General features: G+C 39.8%; 28 protein-coding genes. 20 read left to right on the top strand and 8 right to left on the bottom strand.

Annotation, left to right across the window (positions count from 1 at the left end; all coding sequences use genetic code 11):
• Window positions 1–27 precede the first annotated feature (27 nt).
• On the top strand, window positions 28–1596 hold the full coding sequence (locus FC32_RS01030; RefSeq protein WP_025087009.1) for a cation:proton antiporter: 1569 nt from the start codon (window positions 28–30) through the stop codon (window positions 1594–1596).
• A gap of 17 nt (window positions 1597–1613) precedes the next feature.
• Here FC32_RS01030 and FC32_RS01025 read toward each other — a convergent pair whose 3' ends face one another.
• From FC32_RS01025 to FC32_RS01015, 3 genes are all read right to left on the bottom strand, one after another.
• A complete protein-coding gene (locus FC32_RS01025; protein ID WP_025087010.1) occupies window positions 1614–2087 on the bottom strand; it encodes a hypothetical protein in 474 nt (157 codons plus the stop codon).
• 134 nt (window positions 2088–2221) lie between these two features.
• Window positions 2222–4138, bottom strand: coding sequence for a M13 family metallopeptidase (locus FC32_RS01020; protein ID WP_056957198.1), 1917 nt, complete (start codon window positions 4136–4138; stop codon window positions 2222–2224).
• A 15-nt stretch (window positions 4139–4153) separates the two neighbouring features.
• Window positions 4154–5005, bottom strand: a complete 852-nt coding sequence (locus FC32_RS01015) for an aldo/keto reductase (protein ID WP_025087011.1) — start codon at window positions 5003–5005, stop codon at window positions 4154–4156.
• Window positions 5006–5244: 239 nt separating this feature from the next.
• Here FC32_RS01015 and jag point away from each other — a divergent pair, with 239 nt between their 5' ends.
• From jag to FC32_RS01000, 3 genes are all read left to right on the top strand, one after another.
• On the top strand, window positions 5245–5949 hold the full coding sequence (gene jag, locus FC32_RS01010) for an RNA-binding cell elongation regulator Jag/EloR (protein ID WP_025087012.1): 705 nt from the start codon (window positions 5245–5247) through the stop codon (window positions 5947–5949).
• Window positions 5950–5965: 16 nt separating this feature from the next.
• Window positions 5966–6436: a MarR family winged helix-turn-helix transcriptional regulator gene (locus FC32_RS01005; protein ID WP_025087013.1), complete on the top strand. Its 471-nt coding sequence runs from the start codon at window positions 5966–5968 to the stop codon at window positions 6434–6436.
• A 135-nt stretch (window positions 6437–6571) separates the two neighbouring features.
• Entirely contained in the window at window positions 6572–6901 is a 330-nt protein-coding gene (locus tag FC32_RS01000; RefSeq protein ID WP_025087014.1) for a hypothetical protein, read from the top strand.
• A gap of 62 nt (window positions 6902–6963) precedes the next feature.
• Here the strand turns inward: FC32_RS01000 and FC32_RS00995 are convergent, their stop codons facing one another.
• The 3 genes from FC32_RS00995 to FC32_RS00985 all read right to left on the bottom strand — a co-directional run bounded on the left by FC32_RS00995 (window position 6964) and on the right by FC32_RS00985 (window position 9509).
• Window positions 6964–7209: a hypothetical protein gene (locus tag FC32_RS00995; protein ID WP_056957197.1), complete on the bottom strand. Its 246-nt coding sequence runs from the start codon at window positions 7207–7209 to the stop codon at window positions 6964–6966.
• A gap of 108 nt (window positions 7210–7317) precedes the next feature.
• Window positions 7318–8031 (bottom strand): DUF4811 domain-containing protein, encoded by a 714-nt coding sequence (locus FC32_RS00990; RefSeq protein ID WP_025087015.1) that lies wholly within the window; start codon window positions 8029–8031, stop codon window positions 7318–7320.
• On the bottom strand, window positions 8031–9509 hold the full coding sequence (locus FC32_RS00985; RefSeq protein WP_056957196.1) for an MDR family MFS transporter: 1479 nt from the start codon (window positions 9507–9509) through the stop codon (window positions 8031–8033). Before FC32_RS00985 ends, FC32_RS00990 begins: the two co-directional genes overlap by 1 nt.
• Window positions 9510–9663: 154 nt before the next feature.
• Between FC32_RS00985 and FC32_RS00980 the strand changes: the two genes are divergently transcribed.
• The 11 genes from FC32_RS00980 to FC32_RS00930 all read left to right on the top strand — a co-directional run bounded on the left by FC32_RS00980 (window position 9664) and on the right by FC32_RS00930 (window position 15282).
• Complete coding sequence (locus FC32_RS00980) at window positions 9664–10104, top strand: MerR family transcriptional regulator (protein WP_025087016.1); 441 nt, start codon at window positions 9664–9666, stop codon at window positions 10102–10104.
• Entirely contained in the window at window positions 10101–10484 is a 384-nt protein-coding gene (gene gloA2, locus FC32_RS00975) for an SMU1112c/YaeR family gloxylase I-like metalloprotein (RefSeq protein WP_025087017.1), read from the top strand. Before FC32_RS00980 ends, gloA2 begins: the two co-directional genes overlap by 4 nt.
• Window positions 10481–10759, top strand: a complete 279-nt coding sequence (locus FC32_RS00970; RefSeq protein WP_155891445.1) for a hypothetical protein — start codon at window positions 10481–10483, stop codon at window positions 10757–10759. Before gloA2 ends, FC32_RS00970 begins: the two co-directional genes overlap by 4 nt.
• A gap of 146 nt (window positions 10760–10905) precedes the next feature.
• Window positions 10906–11316 (top strand): LytTR family DNA-binding domain-containing protein, encoded by a 411-nt coding sequence (locus FC32_RS00965; RefSeq protein WP_051533643.1) that lies wholly within the window; start codon window positions 10906–10908, stop codon window positions 11314–11316.
• Window positions 11317–11332: 16 nt separating this feature from the next.
• Complete coding sequence (locus FC32_RS00960; protein WP_025087019.1) at window positions 11333–11776, top strand: DUF3021 domain-containing protein; 444 nt, start codon at window positions 11333–11335, stop codon at window positions 11774–11776.
• 370 nt (window positions 11777–12146) lie between these two features.
• Entirely contained in the window at window positions 12147–12500 is a 354-nt protein-coding gene (locus FC32_RS00955; RefSeq protein ID WP_025087020.1) for a PadR family transcriptional regulator, read from the top strand.
• Window positions 12493–13134, top strand: a complete 642-nt coding sequence (locus tag FC32_RS00950) for a DUF1700 domain-containing protein (RefSeq protein ID WP_025087021.1) — start codon at window positions 12493–12495, stop codon at window positions 13132–13134. The genes FC32_RS00955 and FC32_RS00950 overlap by 8 nt, the downstream gene beginning before the upstream one ends.
• Window positions 13118–14089 carry a DUF4097 family beta strand repeat-containing protein gene (locus FC32_RS00945; RefSeq protein ID WP_025087022.1) on the top strand — a complete coding sequence of 324 codons (972 nt, stop codon included), beginning with the start codon at window positions 13118–13120 and terminating at the stop codon, window positions 14087–14089. Before FC32_RS00950 ends, FC32_RS00945 begins: the two co-directional genes overlap by 17 nt.
• A 24-nt stretch (window positions 14090–14113) precedes the next feature.
• A complete protein-coding gene (locus tag FC32_RS00940) occupies window positions 14114–14374 on the top strand; it encodes a PspC domain-containing protein (RefSeq protein ID WP_025087023.1) in 261 nt (86 codons plus the stop codon).
• 196 nt (window positions 14375–14570) lie between these two features.
• Complete coding sequence (locus FC32_RS00935) at window positions 14571–14855, top strand: MerR family transcriptional regulator (RefSeq protein ID WP_025087024.1); 285 nt, start codon at window positions 14571–14573, stop codon at window positions 14853–14855.
• A 1-nt stretch (window position 14856) separates the two neighbouring features.
• On the top strand, window positions 14857–15282 hold the full coding sequence (locus FC32_RS00930; RefSeq protein ID WP_025087025.1) for a MerR family transcriptional regulator: 426 nt from the start codon (window positions 14857–14859) through the stop codon (window positions 15280–15282).
• A gap of 264 nt (window positions 15283–15546) precedes the next feature.
• Here FC32_RS00930 and FC32_RS00925 read toward each other — a convergent pair whose 3' ends face one another.
• Entirely contained in the window at window positions 15547–15651 is a 105-nt protein-coding gene (locus FC32_RS00925) for a putative holin-like toxin (protein ID WP_025087026.1), read from the bottom strand.
• Window positions 15652–15923: 272 nt separating this feature from the next.
• Between FC32_RS00925 and FC32_RS00920 the strand changes: the two genes are divergently transcribed.
• From FC32_RS00920 to FC32_RS00910, 3 genes are all read left to right on the top strand, one after another.
• On the top strand, window positions 15924–16373 hold the full coding sequence (locus tag FC32_RS00920; protein WP_025087027.1) for a DUF3290 domain-containing protein: 450 nt from the start codon (window positions 15924–15926) through the stop codon (window positions 16371–16373).
• Between the two features lie 3 nt (window positions 16374–16376).
• On the top strand, window positions 16377–17018 hold the full coding sequence (locus tag FC32_RS00915; protein WP_056957195.1) for a DUF421 domain-containing protein: 642 nt from the start codon (window positions 16377–16379) through the stop codon (window positions 17016–17018).
• An 81-nt stretch (window positions 17019–17099) separates the two neighbouring features.
• Complete coding sequence (locus tag FC32_RS00910) at window positions 17100–17591, top strand: antibiotic biosynthesis monooxygenase (protein ID WP_025087028.1); 492 nt, start codon at window positions 17100–17102, stop codon at window positions 17589–17591.
• Between the two features lie 31 nt (window positions 17592–17622).
• Here the strand turns inward: FC32_RS00910 and FC32_RS00905 are convergent, their stop codons facing one another.
• Window positions 17623–17931 carry an ArsR/SmtB family transcription factor gene (locus FC32_RS00905; RefSeq protein WP_025087029.1) on the bottom strand — a complete coding sequence of 103 codons (309 nt, stop codon included), beginning with the start codon at window positions 17929–17931 and terminating at the stop codon, window positions 17623–17625.
• 159 nt (window positions 17932–18090) lie between these two features.
• On the opposite strand from FC32_RS00905, the gene FC32_RS00900 reads away from it, so the two are divergent.
• The gene (locus FC32_RS00900) at window positions 18091–19836 is read left to right on the top strand and encodes an ABC transporter ATP-binding protein (RefSeq protein ID WP_025087030.1); all 1746 of its coding nucleotides are present in this window, start codon (window positions 18091–18093) and stop codon (window positions 19834–19836) included.
• Entirely contained in the window at window positions 19829–21604 is a 1776-nt protein-coding gene (locus tag FC32_RS00895; RefSeq protein WP_056957194.1) for an ABC transporter ATP-binding protein, read from the top strand. Before FC32_RS00900 ends, FC32_RS00895 begins: the two co-directional genes overlap by 8 nt.
• The last annotated feature ends 31 nt before the right edge of the window (window positions 21605–21635 follow it).

Below are 21635 nucleotides of genomic sequence, written 5' to 3'. Positions count from 1 at the left end.
TAAAAGAAAAATGATAGGGGGATCATTATGCATGGATCAAGTGGCTGGTTGCTATTGTTTTTTGCTTCGGTAGTGGCCAGTATTCTTGCGCAGTTTTTTCCAAAGATCTCGGGCAATTATATCAGCATGGTAGTCGGGATGATCATTGCTTGTATCCCATTTTTCAATAATATGGTACCAGAATTCGAGCCAGAATTGTTCATGGTCACGATCATCGCGCCACTACTATTTTTTGAAGGTTTTGCGATGCATTTGAATCGGGTCGGGCATAAATTAAAAACGATCTTAGGGATCGTGATCGTCTTAGTATTTATCAGTATGATCTTGACTGGACTATCGCTTTCATTTTTTACCGGGATCGGTTTGCCGTTAGCACTCGTAATGGCTGCGATCAGTACGCCTACTGATGCTACTGCGACTGAGTCAGTTTCAGAAGGGTTAAAATTACCGCGAGGCGAAAAAAATCTGTTGAAGCTAGAAGCTTTATTCAATGATGCTTCTGGGATCATCTTATTGAATGCAACGGTCTTGTTGTTGGTACATGGCCGTATCAGCTACAGTAAGACGATCACCGAATTTTTGATCGCTGCGATCGGGGGCGCCTTATTTGGTGCAGTAGTTGCATTTATTACGATCTTTTTTCGTCAAGCGATGCTACGCTTGCCGTTTGATAATGCGGTCAATGCACAGATCATGTTAGCCGTCGCCTTGCCATTTGTGATCTATATCCTCGCCGAAGAGATTCATGTTTCAGGTATTATCGCAGTTGTATGTGCGGGCTTATTGCACAATAGTGAGGCGCAACGGAGTCGTTTTAGTGATATGCATCAGATCTATTTGGGAAATGGGATCTACGTTTTATTACAAGAACTGCTTAATAATGCAGTATTTATCATTTTAGGGTTGAACTTTATGAGGATAATTCTAGATGAAGATGTGACATTTTCTTCTTGGATCTGGATCATTGCTGGGATCATCTTATACGGTGTTAACTTACTTGTACGCTATTTATATACCTTATTAGTCTTGAAACGTGGCCATAAAAGTGCGTTGATCTTTGCACTAGGAGGAGTCCACGGAGCAGTCACGTTGGCACTAGTTTTTATGGCCGCTGGTTTAGGCTTGAGTTCTAATCAGTTTAATTTAGTCATTATGTCTGAATCGGTGATGATCGTGTTGAGTATGGCAGTGCCGACTTTACTTTTCCGGTTTATTTTGCCACGAGAAGAACGTGATAGTGGGATGCTTTCTAAATATCGGCAAGAAATGATCAATCGCGCGATCAGTGAAGTTGAGCAGATGTATTTACCACATAAGGTCAAGCAAAGTGTCATTTATGACCTACGTGATCAAAATTCGGAAACAAGTTTACGTCAATTTTGGCAACAATGGTTTTATGTTTCACGGCGACCGGCTTTTGATAAGACTGAGCGTTTTTTAGAACAACAGGCATTACTTTGGTCATTTTATATTGAACGTGAGTATTTAGCCGAACTATTAGAAGATGAAAATATGGATGCTAGTGAATTATATGCGTTATATAATGAAGTTGCTTTAGCTGAAGCAATGGTCTTAGATCCTGATAATGAGAATTAGCGGTCAGTCCAAGTGGACTAACCGCTTTTTTTGTGGGTGCGTAAATAAAGACCGAGGTAAAATAAAGGCGCAAAAAGAAGAAATATTGCGCTCATGAAAAGACTTTTCGCAAAACTATATGAAACACCGATGGAAGAATCATAGGATTGTGTGTAGTTAGAAGTATATTCAAACGGGTCAGTGTGGACATTACTAGTTGTCCAACGGCCACCGCGATAGTGGCTTGCTTTATCTTGATGATAATGATCAAGTGCTTTTTGGCGGTAAGAGACGAAATCGTCATCGGCACTAAATAACTGAGGATGACGTAAGCGAAAGAAAGGTAAACAAAGTAGCGTTCCCCCTAAATAAAGGTGGTACCACTGGAAATGATAAAATTTTTGTGGAAATAAACTCCAATCATTGAAAATAAAGGTCAAGACTAAACAGACTAAGCAACTGAGCACAAGATACCAGAGAAAACGGACAGTTAACACAAATTTATGCCACATTTTGGTCATCTCCTTTAGTTGAGTTTTTCTTAAAATAACGCTGAGATCAATTTTTGTAAATGAACATTTGCATTATTTTTGAAATTAGGTAAAAAAATAAGCTAGTCGTATTTGACGACTAGCTTATTTCTGGATTACCAGATATGAATCCGTTTTTCAGGCGCTAAATACATCCCATCGCCGGGTTTGACCCCAAAGACGGTGTAAAAATCAGCGAGATTTCGGGGTTGAATGTTAGCCCGCAAGACATGAGGAGCATGGACATCGATCGCCAATAAGAGTTTTTCCCGTTCTGGCGATGATTTTAAGCCCCAAATGCGCGCCCAGTTGATGAAAAATTCGCGCAGATCAGCATCTGGTTCACTTTTAGCCGCTTCTAAGGCGCAACTTAAACCACCTGCATCGGCGATATTTTCCGAGACAACTAGCTTACCGTTGACTGGACCAGCGGTAGTTTCTAAGCCATCAAATTGGGCGATCATCTCTTGGGCTAAGTTTTGGAAATGGGTCAAATCATCTTCGGTCCACCAGTTAAAGAGATTACCATGTTCATCGAATTGAGCTCCGTTGTTATCAAAGGCATGGGAGATCTCGTGGGCGATCACAGCACCGATCCCACCATAGTTTGCGCTTGATGATTGTGTCAAACTATAAAATGGTGCTTGTAAGATCGCTGCTGGAAAGACGATGACGTTAAATGAAGGATGATAGTAAGCGTTGACCATGTGGGCTGGCATTTCCCACCGAGTCCGATCAACTTCTTCATGTAATCGTTCATAGTGACGTTTCATCGCGATCTTAGTGAAGTTTACGGCATTATCGACTAAGTTTAATTTAGGATCTACTTTGTATTTTTGATAAAGGGGATCTAATTTGTCAGGATAACCAACATTGATCCCTAAAGCATCAAGTTTTACGATGGCTTTTTTGCGCGTATTTTCGCTCAACCACGTATTTTCTTGGAGCCGTTTTTTATAGACCGCGATCATTTTTTCGACCATTTGATAAACATCAGCCTTAGCTTTTTTACCAAAATATTTATGGGCGTAATAAAGACCAACGACTTGGCTATATTGATTTGAAGCTAAATAATAAGCTGCCTTTTGGGGCTTCATCGCTTCTTTTGAGCCTGACAGTGCGCGGGAATATGTCCCACCTAAGACGCGGATCTCATCGCTTAAAAAGCCAGTTAGATCAAGCATAGTCTTCACAAAGAGCCAACTTCTTAACTCCGCAAAATTTTCCGGGTTAACTAATTGATCTAAGGCTTCAAAATACTTAGGTTCAGTCACGATGACTTTTTCTGGCACTTCACCGACAAGTCCGGTCACGATTTGAGAAAAATCTAGGTGAGTACTAAATTTTTCAAAGTCGCTAAAACTGTATTTATTGTATGATTTCACATAATCAGCGCGTTCGGTACTATCTTTTTGGAATGGTGCCAGTTTTGCATCGTAGGCTAATGCTTGAGCGATCGTTTTTTGACTAAAGTCATCAGCGTAACCAGCTTTTTTAAAGAGCTCCGTTAGCATTTGTTGCAATACTTGCAATAAAGCCTGTGCTTGTTCGTTGTCTTTTGTATAATACGTCTTGTCTGGTAAGAAAAGTGACGGCACATCTGCGTGTAAAGCATAGTGCTTCGTATCTTTCATATCAGGAGAAACATAAAGAACTACTGGTGAGTCATAGCCAGCTAAAAAGAGTTCTGGTAACTTTTCTTGCCACTGTTTTAGATCCTTTAAAGCTAGTACCTGATCTAGATACTTCTTGGCGGGTTCAAAGCCTGCTTGGTCCCGCGTCGTAAAGTCTGAAGCCAAGTGATAATACTTGATAAATTCAGCCATTTCGGGTGTGTCAGGTGTAACTTTTAAATCAAGCATGGCTTGGAAATCAGCCATCAAAGTTTCTTCGATCTTGTCAGACAGATCGGCAAAGCCACCGGTAGTAGCTTTATCGGCTGGAATGACTGCTGTTTTGAGCCATTCACCGTTGACTGCTTGGTAGAGATCATCTTTTAGTAATTCTTCATTAACTGTGGTATTTTTCCCCATTTAAAAAGCCCCCTATTAAAAGTCGGCCGTATCTGGATCGGTAGCATAACCTGCGATCCCAGTAAGGTCATCGATTTGTTGCATTTCACTTTCGGTCAATTCAAAATCAAAAACTTCCGTATTGGATTTGATCCGGTCGGGATGAACTGATTTTGGTAGTGGTAAAAAGCCATGTTGTAAAGACCAACGTAAGCAGATCTGAGCAACTGACTGGTCTAATGTTTCCGCCAAAGCATTTAAAGTCTTATCGGTAAAGATCTTACCAGTGCCAAATGGACTGTAAGCTTCTAATAAGATGTTATTTGCTTGGCAGTAGGCGATTGTTTCTTGATCAAGATCCCCTGGGCAGATCCGAATTTGGTTGACCATTGGTTTGACTGTTTGCGTTTGTGCTAAAACTTCAAAGTGCTTTGGTTTAAAGTTAGAAACACCGATTGCACGCACTTTACCAGCCTTGTAAGCATCTTCAAGGGCACGCCATGTATCTTGGAGATGTTCTTCCCAATTTTCATCGCGGAAAGCCTTGGGATTAGGCCAATGGATCAAAAATAGATCTAAATGATCAGTTTGAAGATCGGCGAGTGATTTTTCCAAGGCAGCCGTTGCAAGATCGTATGAATGAGCTTGATTATCTAATTTGCTGGTGATAAAAAGTTCATCACGCGCAACACCGCTTTCCTTGATGGCTTCGCCGATACTTGCTTCATTGCCGTACATTTCAGCAGTATCAATATGTGTAAATCCAGCATCAAGTGCTGCTTTTACTGCATCTTTGGCTGTTTGTCCGGCAGGTGTTTGCCAAGTACCAAAGCCTAAAACCGGGATCTTGACCCCATTTTCAAGCGTATACGTATTCATTGAACCCATATCCTCATATCCTCTCTTGATAAAATGTATTTTGTACGCTTTAAATTATAGCATAGTTGGCGAAATAACCCGCTGTAAGTGGTTGTGATTTTGGCGATTTTGAATGTTTTTTAAGATAAGAGCGTTTTTTAATGAAATGTTGTGTGAAACGCAATATAAGTATGCTATACTACTAGTGAGTTGCGGACTAGATGTCTGCTATTTTTGTTGATTACTTTTCTGTTTGAGGGGGGAATGCTGTGAAATTTTGGGGCAAAACGACACAAAATGCGATCAGAGCTGGCTTGGAGGAATTACATAAAACTCAAGAGCAAGTCAACATAAAAGTTATCAGCGAAGGAAGACGTGGCTTTTTTGGCTTAGGCAAGCGCAAAGCTGAAGTGGAGATAACTTTAAAACGACCAGCGACTAAAAAACAAGCATCTGCTGACCAAAAAAGACCTACGTCCACCCAACAAAAGGTCGAAGATTTGGAGAAATATCTGCATGAGTTAGGCTATTACTTAGCAGATATCACGCAAAAGATGGGAATCAAAACAACGATCGACGTCGAGGTGGAGAGACGAGTCGTGACGTATAATTTTGAAACAAAGCAAGAAGGAAGCTTGATCGGACGTCATGGAAAAACGTTGAATGCTTTACAACTGCTGGCACAAGATTATTTGGATAGGAAGAGCAAAAGGAAGATGCAAGTGATTTTAGATGCAGCAGGGTATCGTGAACGAAGAAAAGAGACGTTGCAATTTTTAGCACATAAAGTTGCACGTGATGCGATCACCCAACATAGGCGCCAACAATTAGATCCAATGCCGTCATTTGAACGCAAGATCATCCATTCTGCTTTAGCTAAGAATTCAGAAGTCAAGACTTACTCTAGTGGTAATGAACCACGTCGGTTGGTTGTTGTGGAACCTGCAGATGCTGGAAAATTAAGGAAGAACTAAAGAGAGGATTTTGACTATGCTAGAGCACACACCCAAGCATTTAGAAGACGAATTATGTTTTTCGATCTACACCGCACAACGCTTTTATAACCGTTTTTATACTGATGCTTTGAAAAAGTATAAATTGACTTATGCCCAATACATCACACTTTTGGTCTTATGGGAGACAAAAGATGCGATGATCATTCGTGACTTAGGTGAACGTTTGAAATTGGATACAGGGACTTTAACGCCATTATTAAAACGAATGGAAAAAGATGGCTGGGTGACCAGAACAAAAACTAAAGCAGATGGACGTAAAGTTTACATCACTTTGACGGATAAAGCTCTCGAGTTGGAAGACGAGATCAAAAGCCAAGTGACAAGTTGCTTTAGAAACATGAATATGTCAACGGAAGATTATCAACAAGCTGTGCGCTTTATCCAAAGCATTGCACAAAAGTTAGAGGAAAATAACGAGTTATTGGTGGACTCGCCTAAATTCTAGCTGTTACTTTACCCGCGAAGTGTTACACTTAACGGGTATTTTTTTGTGCCAAAATCAAAAAAGTTAAATTAGCCAAGAAAGTTAAAAAAATGTATAATGTAAGCGATTTAACGAGTGGGAATGGAGGAAACGAGCATGAAAGAAGCAATCCAACTTCAAAATATCCAACAGATAAATGAGTTTTTGTCCAAACTATCTGATGAACTTGATAGTCAAGAAGCTAAAAAGGCAGTTCAAGTCGCTTACAATAAGATAAACGTTCCCACTAAAACTTCTGAAAAATATAAGCAGGTGCCTGATGCGATCGCACAAATGAAAAAAGATTTTTCAAGGTTATCATTAGCTAAAAAAACGCACTTTACTCGTAGCCAAGAAGCAATCGTCACTGAATTAACGACTTTTACGCGCCAAGCTTTTCAAAAAGGGGTTGACGGGATCGCATATGCAAATATTTGGTTTGGCTAAATTTATCAAAAAAATAAAAGCGATACTAGCCCATAATTGAACTAGTATCGCTTTTTTAAGCACTAAAACGAGTATTTTTCGATCGGTGTTTCAAACCAATCATACCGTAAAAGTTGTTTGAGTTTTTTATTTACTGGGATCCACAGCCCACTCTTTAAAATATCTGTCATTGTTTTTAAAAACAAGGTGTCACGCATCGTGCTTTTTGGACGCGACACTTCGATAACTTCATTTTCTTCAGTTTTAACGGTGATTTTTTGCGCTTTAACGTCGATCACCTGGGCTGAAACAATATCATCTTTATTCATAGTACATAGTTCCTTTCTCTAAAGAACGGAGGAGTATTAACTTTTAATACTGTCTTATACTATAGACCGATTAATTAAATTTGTCTGTAAGGATGACTTAAAATTCAGTTAAGATTTTGAAGCTTTAACTTTTGCGACTAACTTATCAAGCGTTTCTTTGGTTGCTTTTTGTTGTAATTTCTTCACTAAGCTTTCCCGTTCAGAACTAGACATTGTCGGATTTTTTTGCAATTCTGTCGCTAATTCAGCTTGAATGACTTGGGCAATGTCTTGTTGCATTTGCGTTTTATGTTGCTTAATAAGTTTTTGCAATGCTTTAGCTTGGCTAGTACTTAAAACATACCAACCATTTGGAATTTGGAAGTTATAAGTCCGTTTTTTCAAGCGACCACTGTTATTTAAGATCCCGAAAAATGTTTTAGTCCAGCTATTTTTATAAACGTAACGTTCTTCAGTGATGACCAAAGTGGCTTTTTTAGCATTGGTCGTGTATTTTGCGACCGAATCGGTAGTCTTAGTAGCCGTTGGTTTTTTAGCATCAGCATCGGTCTTATAGAGATAGACCCGTTCATTTTTAGTTCCAAGTGGTTGATACAACAACACATCTAGGTCTTTAGATGCAGATGAGGCTAAACTTTTAGTGGTTTTAGTCGTTTCAACTTGCATCCCAAAGTTAAAGGAATCGTTTAAAATGATCAAACTACCACAAGTAAGCATCACTAGTAAGCTGATCACCGCATAGATCACACGGTGTTTGATCATTGGTAAAACGGTAAAGCAAAAGAAACAGATCGTGGCCAAAATTAAGAGGATGATACTCATTATTTATCCTCCTTTACTAAAGTCTTGGGTGCATTGTTGCCTTTCTTTAAGAAGAAAGCAAAGATCAAAGCTAAGGCAGCAAAGAGAGCAGAGATAAAGAATGCTGCATGATAACCGCTTAAGACCGCATTTGTAGCATGGTCAGCATATTTGAGCGGAGTTTCTTTGAGCATCGTTGCTGATGGCATCGAATTTTTGGTAACTGAACTTAATACTGAGATCAAGATCGCAGTCCCAATCGAGCTGAGCACTTGTCTAAAGGTGTTGTTTACCGCTGTCCCGTGGGAGATCTTGTTAAATGGTAAGACGTTCATCCCTGAAGTCGTGACTGGCATCATTGTGGCGGCGATCCCAAACATCCGAATCGCATAAAAGACAATGACAAACAAAATTGATGTTTCTTTAGTGATGAAAAGAAATGGGATCGAACCTAAAGTAAGCATTGTCATCCCAGCAATCGCCATGAATTTAGCCCCATAGCGGTCAAATAAACGACCAGTGATCGGTGACATCACACCCATTGCTAACGCCCCTGGCAATAAGATCAAACCAGAATGAAAGGCTGATTCACCGCGGATGTTTTGGATGTAAAGCGGGATGACCATTTCTGAACCAACTAAGGCTAAGTTAGCGACCCCACTTAAGACGGCAGCTAAACTAAATTCACCGTATTTAAAGACACGAATATCAAGAAATGGCTCGTCCATTTTCAATTGACGTAATCCAAATAAAACAACAAAGATCACACCAAGTGCGAGATATAAAAGCACGTAAATATCGGTCCAGCCATCATTACCTGCAGTTGAGAATCCATAAAGTAATGCACCAAAACCGATCGTCGAAGTGATCACAGAGATCAGATCGATCTTTTGGTCGGTATTTGGAATAACACTTTTCATAAAGAAAAAGGCTAAGATGATCACGGTAACTACGATCGGTACCATCATCAAAAAGAGCATCCGCCAATCCCAGTTATCAACGATCCAACCGGAAAGAGTTGGTCCAAGCGCAGGTGCAAGTCCCACGACTAGTCCCACGGTCCCCATGGCAGCCCCACGCTTTTCTGGTGGAAAAATCGAGAGCATGATTGTCTGTAAAAGTGGCATGGAAACACCCACGCCTAGCCCTTGGATCAAACGTCCTGCTAAAAGGAAACCAAAATTTGGAGCAAAAAAGGCCACAAGCGTCCCAATTAGAAACGTCGACATGGCCCACAAGTACATGACTTTAGAACTGAAACGGTTGATCAACCAAGCAGAGATTGGGATCATGACCCCATTGACCATCATAAAGCCGGTCGTTAGCCATTGTACTGAGGCAGTTGAGATTGAAAAATCTTTCATAATTGCTGGAAAGGCTGTGTTCATCAAGGTACTGTTTAAAATAGTACAAAAAGAGCCGACCATTAAAACTAAAACTAAAAGATTACGGTTATAGGAATTTCCGTAAGTATCGGTCGGTTTGGTGGAAGTTTCCAATGAAAAATCACTCCTTTTTAAATTTTATCTTAAATAATAATCATTTGTAGCGATGATAACTATAAACCTAATTACCATACATGTCAAGCTAGTTGACAAACTGGTAAAAAACACTACAATCAAATTAGGATAAAAATATGGGGGTTAGATGTTTATGAGTGAGACAAGACCAAAGATGCATAAGCCACACTTTTTCCAAGACATCCGCATTGGGATCGGCGATATGTGTAAGATAACTGGAGTGACTGGACGCCAACTACGCTACTGGGAAGAGCGGGGTTACATTCGATCACTTTCAGGTGATAAAAATTCTGTGCGTAAGTATAGTTGGGAGATGCTATATAAAGTAGGCTCGATCAAACATTTTATTGATGAAGGCTATACGTTAGCAAAGGCGGTTGAAAAGTCAGATCTGCGCGAAAAAGAAATGAAAATCGTGCACCGTTTCTTGCGTTCAGCAATGCAAGGCGTTGAGATCACCGATTTAGAACATTTATATGGTAAAGTTGATCTGGGTGATTGTAACGGTAAACGTGTCTACGGTGTCGTTGATGAGCAAGGCACACATTTGGAATGTATCGGAGAAGAACAATGACACAATTAGTTCATCATATTGCGATCATTTGTAGTGATCGTGAGCAAGCAGTTGATTTTTATGTAAATAAATTAGGTTTTAAAATCAGAGATGAGCATCTTCGCCCCGAAAAAGATGATATCTTATTAAATGTGGTCAAAGATGGGTTGGTATTAGAACTTTTTATCAAACCTAATGCCCCTAAACGAGTAAGTGGAAAAACTGGTGAAGCACGAGGCTTACGGCACTTGGCGTTTAAATGTCGTGATGTTGCCCAAGAGATCGCGCGTTTAAAAAGTCTAGGGGTCAAATGTGAAAATGTCAGAGTTGATGATTTTGATGGTAAAAAGATGGCCTTTTTCTTTGATCCAGATGGCTTACCCTTGGAATTACATGAATGAGAGAGAAAATTATGTTAGCTAAACTAAAGCAATATCCGATGACGGTGCTAGAAGTGATCATCGTTTTTGGAATCGTTTGTTACTTCAATAGTATCGGGTTATTCAACCAACTTGCCTTGATTTTGTTAGTGTGGTGGGTTGGTTATAGTTTTGAAAAGCCGATCAACGAGATGATTCAAAAAGAGGATTTTTCTCCATTATTAGGTCGTGGTTTTTGTTTTGTTGCGACGGGGCTATTTGCTGCGGTCGTATTATATATTCAGATCAAATTTTAACGTTAGCGCTCCAGTGTTGGGGCGTTTTTTTGTGCGGTAAGCAGTTCAGTTAGACCTTTTAGCTGTGAAATTTGACCGCTTAAGCCCAGTGGATAATTTTAACCGCTTTCTTTGCTAAAATGATAGGTGAAGAGGGGGTGTAATGGATGAAGACAAGATTTGAGATCGATCCTAATTTGCCTGAAGAATGGGCGGAATTTCATATTCATAAAATGACAGAGCGACTGCAACGGGTGGTACAAGATCTAGGAACAACAACGCAATTATGGGGATACATTGACAATATTATCAAACCACTTGAATTAAACGAGGTCTATTTAATAGAAAGCTTGCAAAGTAAGGTATATGCCAAGACTGCTAAGCAAACTTACCAGGTGAAAAAGAAATTATATGAATTAGAGGAATTTTTACCCCGCAATTTTGTAAAAATCAGCCGCAGTGAGTTTGTTAATCTTGATTATTTAGACCATCTCGAAGTTGCAGCTAACGCAACGGTCATTTTGAAATTGACTAATGGACAAGAGCCTTTGTGGCAAGGCGCTGTATCAAAAATTTGAAAGCGAGGTTAGGAATATGAAAACGATCATTAAAAAAAGTGTTGGTGGCTTTTGCATTGGAGTCACGCTGGGCGTTATTATCTCACTTGTTTTTGCTAAACTCTGGGCGAACGGTGGCTATGTTCCCTCGACCCCAGCGTTTATGGCGCAATATGCAACTGAGTGGTCAGCAATGTTAGTATCAGTTATTTTATGGGGGGGAATGGGGATCGTCTTTACGCTTACCTCAATGGTTTTTGAGCGCGAAACTTGGAGTTTATTGAAGATGACTGCGACTCATTATTTAGTAACTTTAGTCTTGTTTTTCCCCCTTGCTTATCTAGCCGGGTGGTTTCCACACACATCTGCCGCAAGTTTTGGCTTTTTTCTGATTTACACTTTAACTTATGTAGTGATCTATTTGTTAAATTATTTAGTGATTTGGTTAGATGTACGCAAGATAAATCAAAAAATCAAATAGTTGTTGGCACTCACTATAATAGTGGGTGCTTTTTTGTGATGTTGTGCTCTAAAAAGTAGTTCGCCAGTGTATAACTGCGAGATCCCCTCGATGCAAAAAGCGCATCAAGGGATATTTCCCGTTATCTAACGCTCGTGATGAATATGGGTGGTGTCGTGCAATCAAAAGCAGTTCCTAGCGGATAACAAAAAATATCGCTCGATGCTAAAAGCGCATCAAGCGATATTTCCCGTTATCCGTACGGAGCTGAACGCTTTTGGTTGCACTTCTATTTTTTTTTACAATACTAGTTGACACTCTATATTATACGACATATAATATTAGTGAAGTTAAGATATAACAGAGAAAAAAGAAAGGTGGGCTAGGGTGCATGGAAATCAAAGTAACTGCTGATCTGCTTGATGGTTTGGTTTTAGCCTTGTTAGAGCGCCAAGATTACTACGGTTATGCGCTAACGCAAGACATGCAACAAGCAATTTCGATTTCGGAATCGACAATGTATCCCGTTTTACGAAGACTACAAAAAGAGGAATTTGTGACGACTTATGATGCTCCATATCACGGCAGAAATCGTCGCTACTATAAAATCACTGAGAGCGGGGAAAAACATCTTGAGCGTATCAAGAAGATGTGGAATGATTATAAAGAAAGTCTAGATGCAGTTTTTGCTGCAGCTGATAAACGAAAAAAGGATGTTACAGTTGAGGAGGGACAACATGGATAGGGAAAAATATTTAACGGAATTAGAAGAATATTTACAACCCCTAACGCCAGAAGAACGCGCCGATGCAATTATGTATTACTCAGAATACATCGAAGACGCGGGGCTTGAAACAAGACAACAGATCGAAGAAAGCTTAGGTTCACCTAAGAGCTTGAGCCGTAAAGTTTTAGCTGACTATTCGATCCGTTCAACTGAAAAAGAAGTTGAAAATCAACGGACAGCTAAACCAGCTTCAAACGTGAAAATGATCTGGTTGATTTTATTAGCTTTACTGGCATCACCATTTATCCTTGGATTAGGTGGCGTTCTAGTCGCTGTTTTGATCGCAGTTATCTGTCTTGTGGTCGCTGGGGTCTTTGCTGCCGGGGTACTCTTATGTGGGGGCGTCGTTTTACTAGGTGTTCTTTTGTACACTGGGATCGGGATGCTCTTTACGAGTTGGGCAGTTGGTCTCTTTTATTTAGGCTTAGGTCTGTTAGTTTTAGGCCTATTGTTAGTTGCTTTTCCGATCGCATACTGGCTTGTACGAGTAATTTTACAAGGGATCGGTAATTTATCACGCTACTTGTATGAAAAAGTGGTCAAAAAAGGTGACCAAAAAAAGGGGGATGTAACCGATGAAGAAGATCTTTAAAGCTGGCGGGATCACCATTATCTTAGGGGTGATCATTGCAATCGTTGGAGCCGTTTTTAACGGGGTAAGAGCGGTTGAATTTGTCAACTTAAAGCCCCAAATCGTTCAAAAGGGCAAGAAGATCACGAAAAATTATTCAGCTACTGACTTTACCACGATCAAATTCGATAACAATAATGCTGATGGCTCGGCTTATGATGTTGAGATCAAACAAGGTTCAAGTTATAAGGTAACTTATACTGGTAACTCAAAATATGAACCAAAAGTTAGTGTTTCAAATGATAGCTTGACGATCACACCAAGCAAGCGTAATCACTCCACTGTCGGTTTTTACTACACTAATTATGAAAGCCGTGTTGGAAAAATAACGATCACGGTGCCAGAAAATGTGAAGTTGGATAAATTGAGTTTAGAAGGCTTTGTGCGTAGCTTAGTTCTTTCAGATTTAAATATCACAGAATTGACATCTGATAAACATACTTATGCCGATGCAGCAACCTTTAAGAATTTAACGGTCGACCAACTTGAATTAAACCTTGGCGTAGGTGATGAACTATTTATCAAGGATAGTAAGCTCTCCAATGGTACCTTAGACTTCAGTGGTGACTTACGTGTTTCTGGTGGTGAATTGACCGATATTGCAATTACCTCAAATCAAGATGGTGACGTTGATTTCTTGAATGGAACCACGATCACTAACGGAAGTGTTAAATTAACCGATGCTGATTTCACAGCAAATGGGGTTACCTTCCATGGCAAATATGAAGTAACAAACAAAGATGGGGATAACAATGTTTCAAACGTAACGGTGCAAGGCTATCGCATCGTAACAACGGATGGGACTAATACACTCTTTGATCAAGTTCAAAATAACGGTGGAACCTTAGAACAAAATACTGATCAAGCAGATGTGTTGACCTTAACGAATACTGACGGAGATAATACAGTTAAATAATCAATTGAAAGGATAAAGATACAAATGGCAAAAACAAAAAAAGAGTTAACAAAATCACGTGACAAAGTTGTTAGTGGTGTTTTTGGTGGAATTGCGGAATATTTTGGCTGGGATAAGACGATCACGCGGATTATCGGGTTATTGCTGATCATTTTCCCAGGAAATGTTATTTTAGGCTCGATCGTGTATTTCGTTGCAGCAATGATCATGCCGGATGCACCAACTAAAAATTCCCGTCGTCGTGACGATGATTCGGTCATCGAAGGCGAATTTAAAGAAAGATAGTAACTACTAAAAGTCCTCTTTGAGATTTAAAGTCAAAGGGGGCTTTTTATATGCGCTTTTTGTTTGCCTTCAAGTGAACTTGAATGTTTAAGATAAACTAGTAGGACTTAGGGTAACAAAATAACTAGGGTGGCGAGCAACAAAAGTAGGTATTTCGCCCGATACGGTCAGGTATTGGGAACGAATCGGGATCATCTTGCCAGTCGGACGCGATCAGCAAGGAATCAGAAATTTTAGCCACCAAGACCTTGAATGGCTAAAATATGCTAAACTTCTTAATGAGATGGAAGTGTCTTTAGATTTTCAAATTGAGTATGTTAAGTTAGTCAAATTAGGTAAGAAGGCCAAACCAGCGCGTAAGGATCTACTCAATGAGCAACTGGCAAAATTAACCGCTAGTTATCATTGCTTAGTTGAGCGGATAGTAGAAATTGGATACAATGATCGAAAAACAACAATCTGCATGACTAGAGGAAAATAGGATGAATATTAAAGAAGTAAGCGAGCGTTTAGCTATTCCCAAAGAAACATTACGTTATTGGGAAAACACCGGATTGATTCCCACGGTCCCACGCAATAGTAGCGGTTATCGAGATTATACCGAAAATGAGATCAAGTGGGCGCTTTTTATTAAGGCGATGCGCAAGGCCGGTATGTCAGTCGAATCACTAATTGAGTTTGTGGCGTTATTTCACACAAGAAAAAACGATCGTGTAGCACAAAAGGCGTTATTACAAGAACAATATGATGCTTTACTACAGCAGCGCAATGAATTAGACAAGACGATCAGTTACTTAGGCTATAAACTAGATAATTTCGAAACTCACACAATTCCTTTTTTAGCAGAAGAGGATTACTACGAAATGCGCAAAGAAAAAATGCTCAAGCAAGAACCTGCTGAAAAATAACCAAGGTACTCTGTGATAGTTAAAGTCACAGAGTTTTTACCTAACTGAATAGCTGGAGTAATTGATAATAGCCTAGAATAAATCGCAAATTACGCTACTGACCATAGGTAGGTTCTTGCGCATGTCATTTAAATGGTGTTACAATGATAAAAGAAAAGAGGCAGTGTTGTAGCACTGTCTCCACGGAACCGTTAAAGACGGCGACGTCTAGACGATTTAACTATATTGCTTTAAACCATCCACTCGGTCAAAGTTAAGGATGGTTTATTTTTTGTTGATCGCTTTGATCAATTCAACAACTAATGCTACTAGCACGATCACAAAAGTGCCAAATGCTAGCATTAATTGTAACGCATCTGAAACAGACACGTGTTGACTTCCTTTCCATTAGAGTCTGATTTTACAGCTTTTACACCATAAGCATCACGTCCTTATAGTCTAGAAGTCACCAGCTCAACTCTTCCGTGGATAATTATATCATATGAAAAAGTGAAAAATAACTAAAACAACCAAGGTACTCTGTAACAATTAAAGACACAGAGTACTTTTTTGTTTTTTTCAGATTTTACGTTTTTATACAAGAAAAGTAATATATTATTTAGCTAAAATCTAAATAACAAAATTTATGTGAGGTAGTTGAAATGACATTTTACACGTTACAGTATCTGCAAAATCACCGTGACGTCAACCAGATATTGCTTTATGTCTTAGGGGGACTGGGAGCGATCATTTTGGTAGTAGCATTGTGGTTATATCTAAAAAATCGCTTTGAAACTAAGTATCGTGACCTAAGTATTATCATGGTACTGCTAATGCTTCTTTTATTTGGACTCAATTATTCGACTTTAGAGCAACATAAATCACAATCACTTTCTAGTGCCCAAGTTGAGCCATTTTTGCGTTCAGTTGCACGAGAAAAAGGGATCAAAGTCGCTGATGTTGCGATCAATTCGACGACTTTAACTGATGGCAGTATCGTGAAAATCAAAAATAAATACTATCGTGTCGCACTTAGTACAGATAGGAGTAGTTATACGTTAGAGCGGACTCATGTGATCGCTAAAAAAATCACGGTGAAGAAAGGAGCATGATCCATGGATTTTTATATGACTGTTTTGATCAAGTTTATTTTAGGTTTGTTGTGTATCATTTTACAGATCAATCTAGTAGGGAAAAGTAATCTTGCTCCGGTGACCCCCTTAGATCAGGTGCAAAATTATGTTTTAGGTGGAATCATCGGTGGGATCATTTATAGTGAATCTGTCACAGTCTTTCAGTTTTTGATGGTGTTGTTAATGTGGACTTTAGTAGTGATGGTCTTACAATTTTTGAAAAATCACAATCATTTGGCTAAAGCATTGGTTGATGGGCGCCCAGTCATTTTGATCAGAAATGGGCAGATCGAAGTTGAAAATTGCTTACGTCGTGGGGTCACGGCTGATGAATTAATGTTTCGTTTACGGATGAATGGAATCTATGAATTAGCCCGGGTCAAGCGGGCGGTTTTGGAACAAAATGGGCAACTGACGATCTTAGAATATGGCGACAAAGAAAGTATCCGCTACCCACTGATCAGTGATGGGATCGTTAATTTAGATGTGTTAGAAATGACCTCACATGATGAAGAATGGTTGGAAAATCAATTAAAATTTAAGGGCTTTGCGAGTGCTAGTGAGATTTTCTTAGCGGAATATATTAGCGGACAATTGCGCGTTATCAGCTACCCTAAGAAATGAGCAGGATAGATTTTTGGTTAGTTTTAAATGGAGTGTAGTGCTATACTAAATAAGGTAAATATTCTGAAAGAAGGATGAATTATGGCATTAAATGAAATCAATTTTGCTTTAGGTCCAGAAAAAATGTTAGCCACGATCTCAGAACGCTATGCTGATCGTGATTTCTTATTATATAAAGCGATCGCTAAACAAAATGAATACTTATTGGTAGATATTTCTGATCAAGGTTCGGTCTTTGAAACAGGTTTGAACTACCGTGTTTTAAAAGAAATTGGCACTGATGACTGGGATGGTCTGTTAGAATTACGCTACGTAACGCTTGATACCGACCAACAAAAAGTCTTTAACGCCGTGGTTGATTCTTGGGTCAACCCAGCTGTGCGCCCAACTGGTTTAAAGACAAGTAAATTATTGATCTCGTTGAAAAAAGATTTCCAATTCTTGTTAATGAATGTTTGGGAAGACGAAGCTGACTACTTGGCTTGGAACGATTCACCAGAAAATAAAGTGGCACAATTTGGCCATGATGGTAATCAAGCGCCAGTTGATAAATTATATAATCGTGCAAATTAAAAAAAGCCCCGCATTCAAGGCGGGGCTTTTTTTAGTCTTCACTGATATGTTCTTTAACTTGTTTAAAAATCATGATAATATGGCGGTCGGCAAGGGAATAATACATATGTTGTCCGTCACGTTTACTGGAAACTAATCCCGTTTGGCGTAAGATTTTTAATTGATGTGAAACTGCCGATTGGGTCATGGCGATCGCTTCTGAGATCTCATTTACGGTTAGTTGTTTTTCAAATAAAAGGTATAAGATCTTGTAGCGCGTTTCGTTCCCAAAGGCCTTAAAGATCTGAACGCTGGCTTGAGTCTCTTCGCGGGAAGGAAGATTTAAGTTTTCTTTAGTCATATTTTCACCTTATTTACTTATCCAGAGTCATTATCTTCATTATAACAGAATCGATCTGTGGCGTTATTTTTTTATAAAAAACTCTGGCTTGAATCTAATTTAATTTTCAGATAGACTGTTACATACGAAACAGAATTCTGTTAAAAATAGGGGGTAAATATGCAGATCTTAAAACCACACTTTAAGCGGTATTGGGGCTCGATCGTAGGTGCGGTAGTCTCGATCATTATTGTGGCTGTCTCATCTTTGATGCAACCGCGAGTGTTACAGTATATTTTGGACAACTTACTAAAAAATGATCGCCAAGCAATGTTTCATGATGGCATTGTTTTAGTTGCTTTAGCAGTGGTCGGGGTGTTGGCTGGGATCACTAATGTGTATTTTGCTGCACGAGTAGCCCAAGGTGTAACTAGTGATCTGCGCGAAGAAACATATCGCAAGATCCAAACGTTTTCGCTTAGTAATATTGAAAAATTTTCGGCTAGTACCTTAGTTGTACGGTTGATAAACGATATGAACCAAGTCTTAAACGTTGTGATGATGACGTTTATGCAGGTTTTACGGGTGCCAATCATGGTTATTGGCGCCTTTATTATGGGGATCATCACGATTCCGCGTTTTTGGTGGCTCCAAGTCTTAATGTTTTTAGCAGTCGCCGTAACGTTAGGTTTGACTTTCCCACAGTTAGGGAAGATGTTTAGCCGTTTCCAAAAGAAATTAGATAAAAGTAACATGATCGCTAAAGAAGCGATGCAAGGAATTCGCGTCGTTAAATCTTTTAATCAACAAGAAAATGAAGAAACACGTTTTAATGAAGTTTCCGACGAAATGAACGATTTAAATATCAAGATCGGTTACGTTTTTTCGTGCTTACTACCAGCCTTTTTCCTGATTTGTAATTTAGGGATCACGGCAGTTGTTTATTTAGTTGGGTTAAACGTGGAAAATAACCCGGGTGAATTAGCAGCGATCACCTCATATATCGGTTATTTGATGCAGATGCTTTATACGTTAGCTTTTGGCGGGATGACATTAGCGATGTATGCACGTGGAACGGTAGCTTTACGCCGGATCAAGGCAGTCTTAGATACTAAACCTGATTTAGTTTTCGCTAAAGATGCACCTGAAGTTGAGTTGAGTGGCGACGTTGAATTTAAAAACGTCTCGTTTGCCTATCCTGGTTCAGATAACGAAACTTTGCAAGATATTAGTTTTACCGCCAAGCAAGGTGAATTGATCGGGATCGTGGGTTCAACGGGCTCAGGTAAATCAACGTTAGCACAATTGATGACGCGACTTTATGATCCAACTGCCGGCAGTGTCAAAGTCGGTGGGGTCGACTTAAGAAAAGTCAATGAAAAATCATTGCGCCAAGCAGTGGCTTTAGTCTTACAAAAAGCACTCCTCTTTTCGGGGACGATTGCGGATAATTTACGCCAAGGTAAGCGCGATGCCACGACTAAAGATTTCAAATGGGCAGCCGAGATCTCACAGGCGGCCGAATTTGTTGAGCGCTATGATGACCAATATGAGCATCTAGTTGAAGAACGTTCGGCTAACTTCTCTGGGGGCCAAAAGCAACGGCTCTCGATCGCACGTGGGGTCGTTGGTAAGCCTAAAGTCTTGATCTTAGATGATTCGACCTCGGCGTTAGATGCACGTTCGGAAAAGAAAGTTAAAGAAGCGTTAGAACAAAAACTGACCGATACGACGATTTTTGTGATTGCCGAAAAGATCTTTTCTGTCATGGATGCGGATAAGATCTTAGTGTTAGATGAAGGTAAATTAGTTGCTGTTGGGAGCCATGCCGAGTTGTTAGAAACTTCCGATATTTACCGGGAAATATATGCGACCCAGCGCACTAAAGAGGCTCTAGATGAGGGGGAGGTCTTGGAAAATGAATGATTTTAAGATCGCATGTAGCTATTTTTGGAAATACTTGAAACAATATTGGGTCAAGATGACAGTGATGATCGTGTTGACTTTATTAGCCACACTTTTCCAAGTTCTTGCACCGATCTATATGGGAAATGCCGTGACTGAATTGACTAAATTCGTCGCACAGTCAGGGTCGAGCAGTGCAGCGGGCTTCATGGCTAATTTCTATGTTGCGTTAAAATGGATGGCAATATACTTTCTGTTAAATGTGATCGCTCAGTTTATCGCCTGGATGATCATGTCAAAATTTAATGCGGATGCAACTAACAATATGCGTCGCAATCTCTTTGCTAAATTGCAACGCATGAAGATCCGTTACTTTGATACGCACCAAGATGGTAAGATCTTATCTTTATTTACGTCAGATATTGATAACATCTTTAATGCACTTAATAATGCGATCTTTGAATTAGTCTCTCAAGGGGCGTTATTTATTGGGACGATCATCGTGATGATGTCGATCAATGTAAAGCTAGCTTTGATCACTATGGCGTCAACTCCATTTGTGCTCATTATTGCTTTAGTGATCATGTCAAAAGCACGGCGCTCCTTAGATGCTCAACAAGATGAGATCGCTAATTTAAATGGTTATATCAATGAACAGATCAACGGTGAGCAAGTTATTTTAAGCAATGGCTTGCAACAAGAATCGATCGCAGGCTTTAAAAAATATAATCAACGGGTCAAAGAGACGATGTTTCAAGGTCAATTTTACTCGGGACTGTTATTTCCATTGATGCAAGGCTTATCGCTCTTAAACCTAGCGATCGTGATCGTTGGGGGGATCTGGTTGATCGTGGCTGATGCGGTCAATACGGCAGCTGGTTTGGGCCTGATCGTGATGTTTGTGCAATACTCACAAACATATTTCCAACCGATAACCCAATTGACTTCGATTTATTCTTCGATCCAGTTAGCTTTAACCGGGGCAAGGCGTTTAGCCAAGGTCGAAGCGCAAGCGCAAGAAGATCCCGTACCTGACGGCCAAGTTTTAACAGGTCTAAAAGAAGAAGTAGCGTTAAACCAAGTCCATTTTAGCTATGACAAGGGTAAAGAGATCTTGCATGGGATCGATCTTTCGGTACCTAAAGGACAGATGTTAGCCTTAGTAGGACCAACTGGTTCAGGTAAGACGACCACGATGAATCTGTTCAATCGTTTTTATGATGTGGATTCAGGCTCAGTAACGTTTGACGGTGTTGATGTGCGTAAGCTAACACTTGAGTCATTACGTGCCAAAGTCGGGATCGTATTGCAAGATTCCTTACTCTTTACGGGTACGATCGCTGATAATATCAAATATGGTCGACCTGATGCAAGTGATGAAGCGATGGTCAATGCGGCAAAACAAGCCCAGATCCATGATTTTATTGTTAGCCTGCCAGATGGTTATGAGACACAAGTTAGCGATGAGCAATCGATCTTTTCGACTGGCCAAAAGCAGCTGGTAAGTATTGCGCGGACACTACTTTCTGACCCAGATTTCTTGATTTTAGATGAAGCGACTTCTAATGTTGATACGGTAACAGAAGAAAAGATCCAAAAAGCGATGGATGCCGTATTAAAGGGGCGGACTAGCTTTGTGATCGCTCACCGCTTAAAAACGATCATTAATGCCGATGAGATCGCAGTCTTGCGGGACGGGCATGTGATCGAACGTGGTAGTCATGCCGATCTTTTGAAATTAAAAGGTTTTTACCACGATTTATATACCAACCAAATGGTGCTAGATTAAGCCAAAAAGCTCAAGGAAAATTCCTTGGGCT

Source organism: Ligilactobacillus apodemi DSM 16634 = JCM 16172, assembly GCF_001434405.1.
GTDB lineage: Bacteria > Bacillota > Bacilli > Lactobacillales > Lactobacillaceae > Ligilactobacillus > Ligilactobacillus apodemi.
This window is presented reverse-complemented; position numbering and strand designations above follow the sequence as displayed.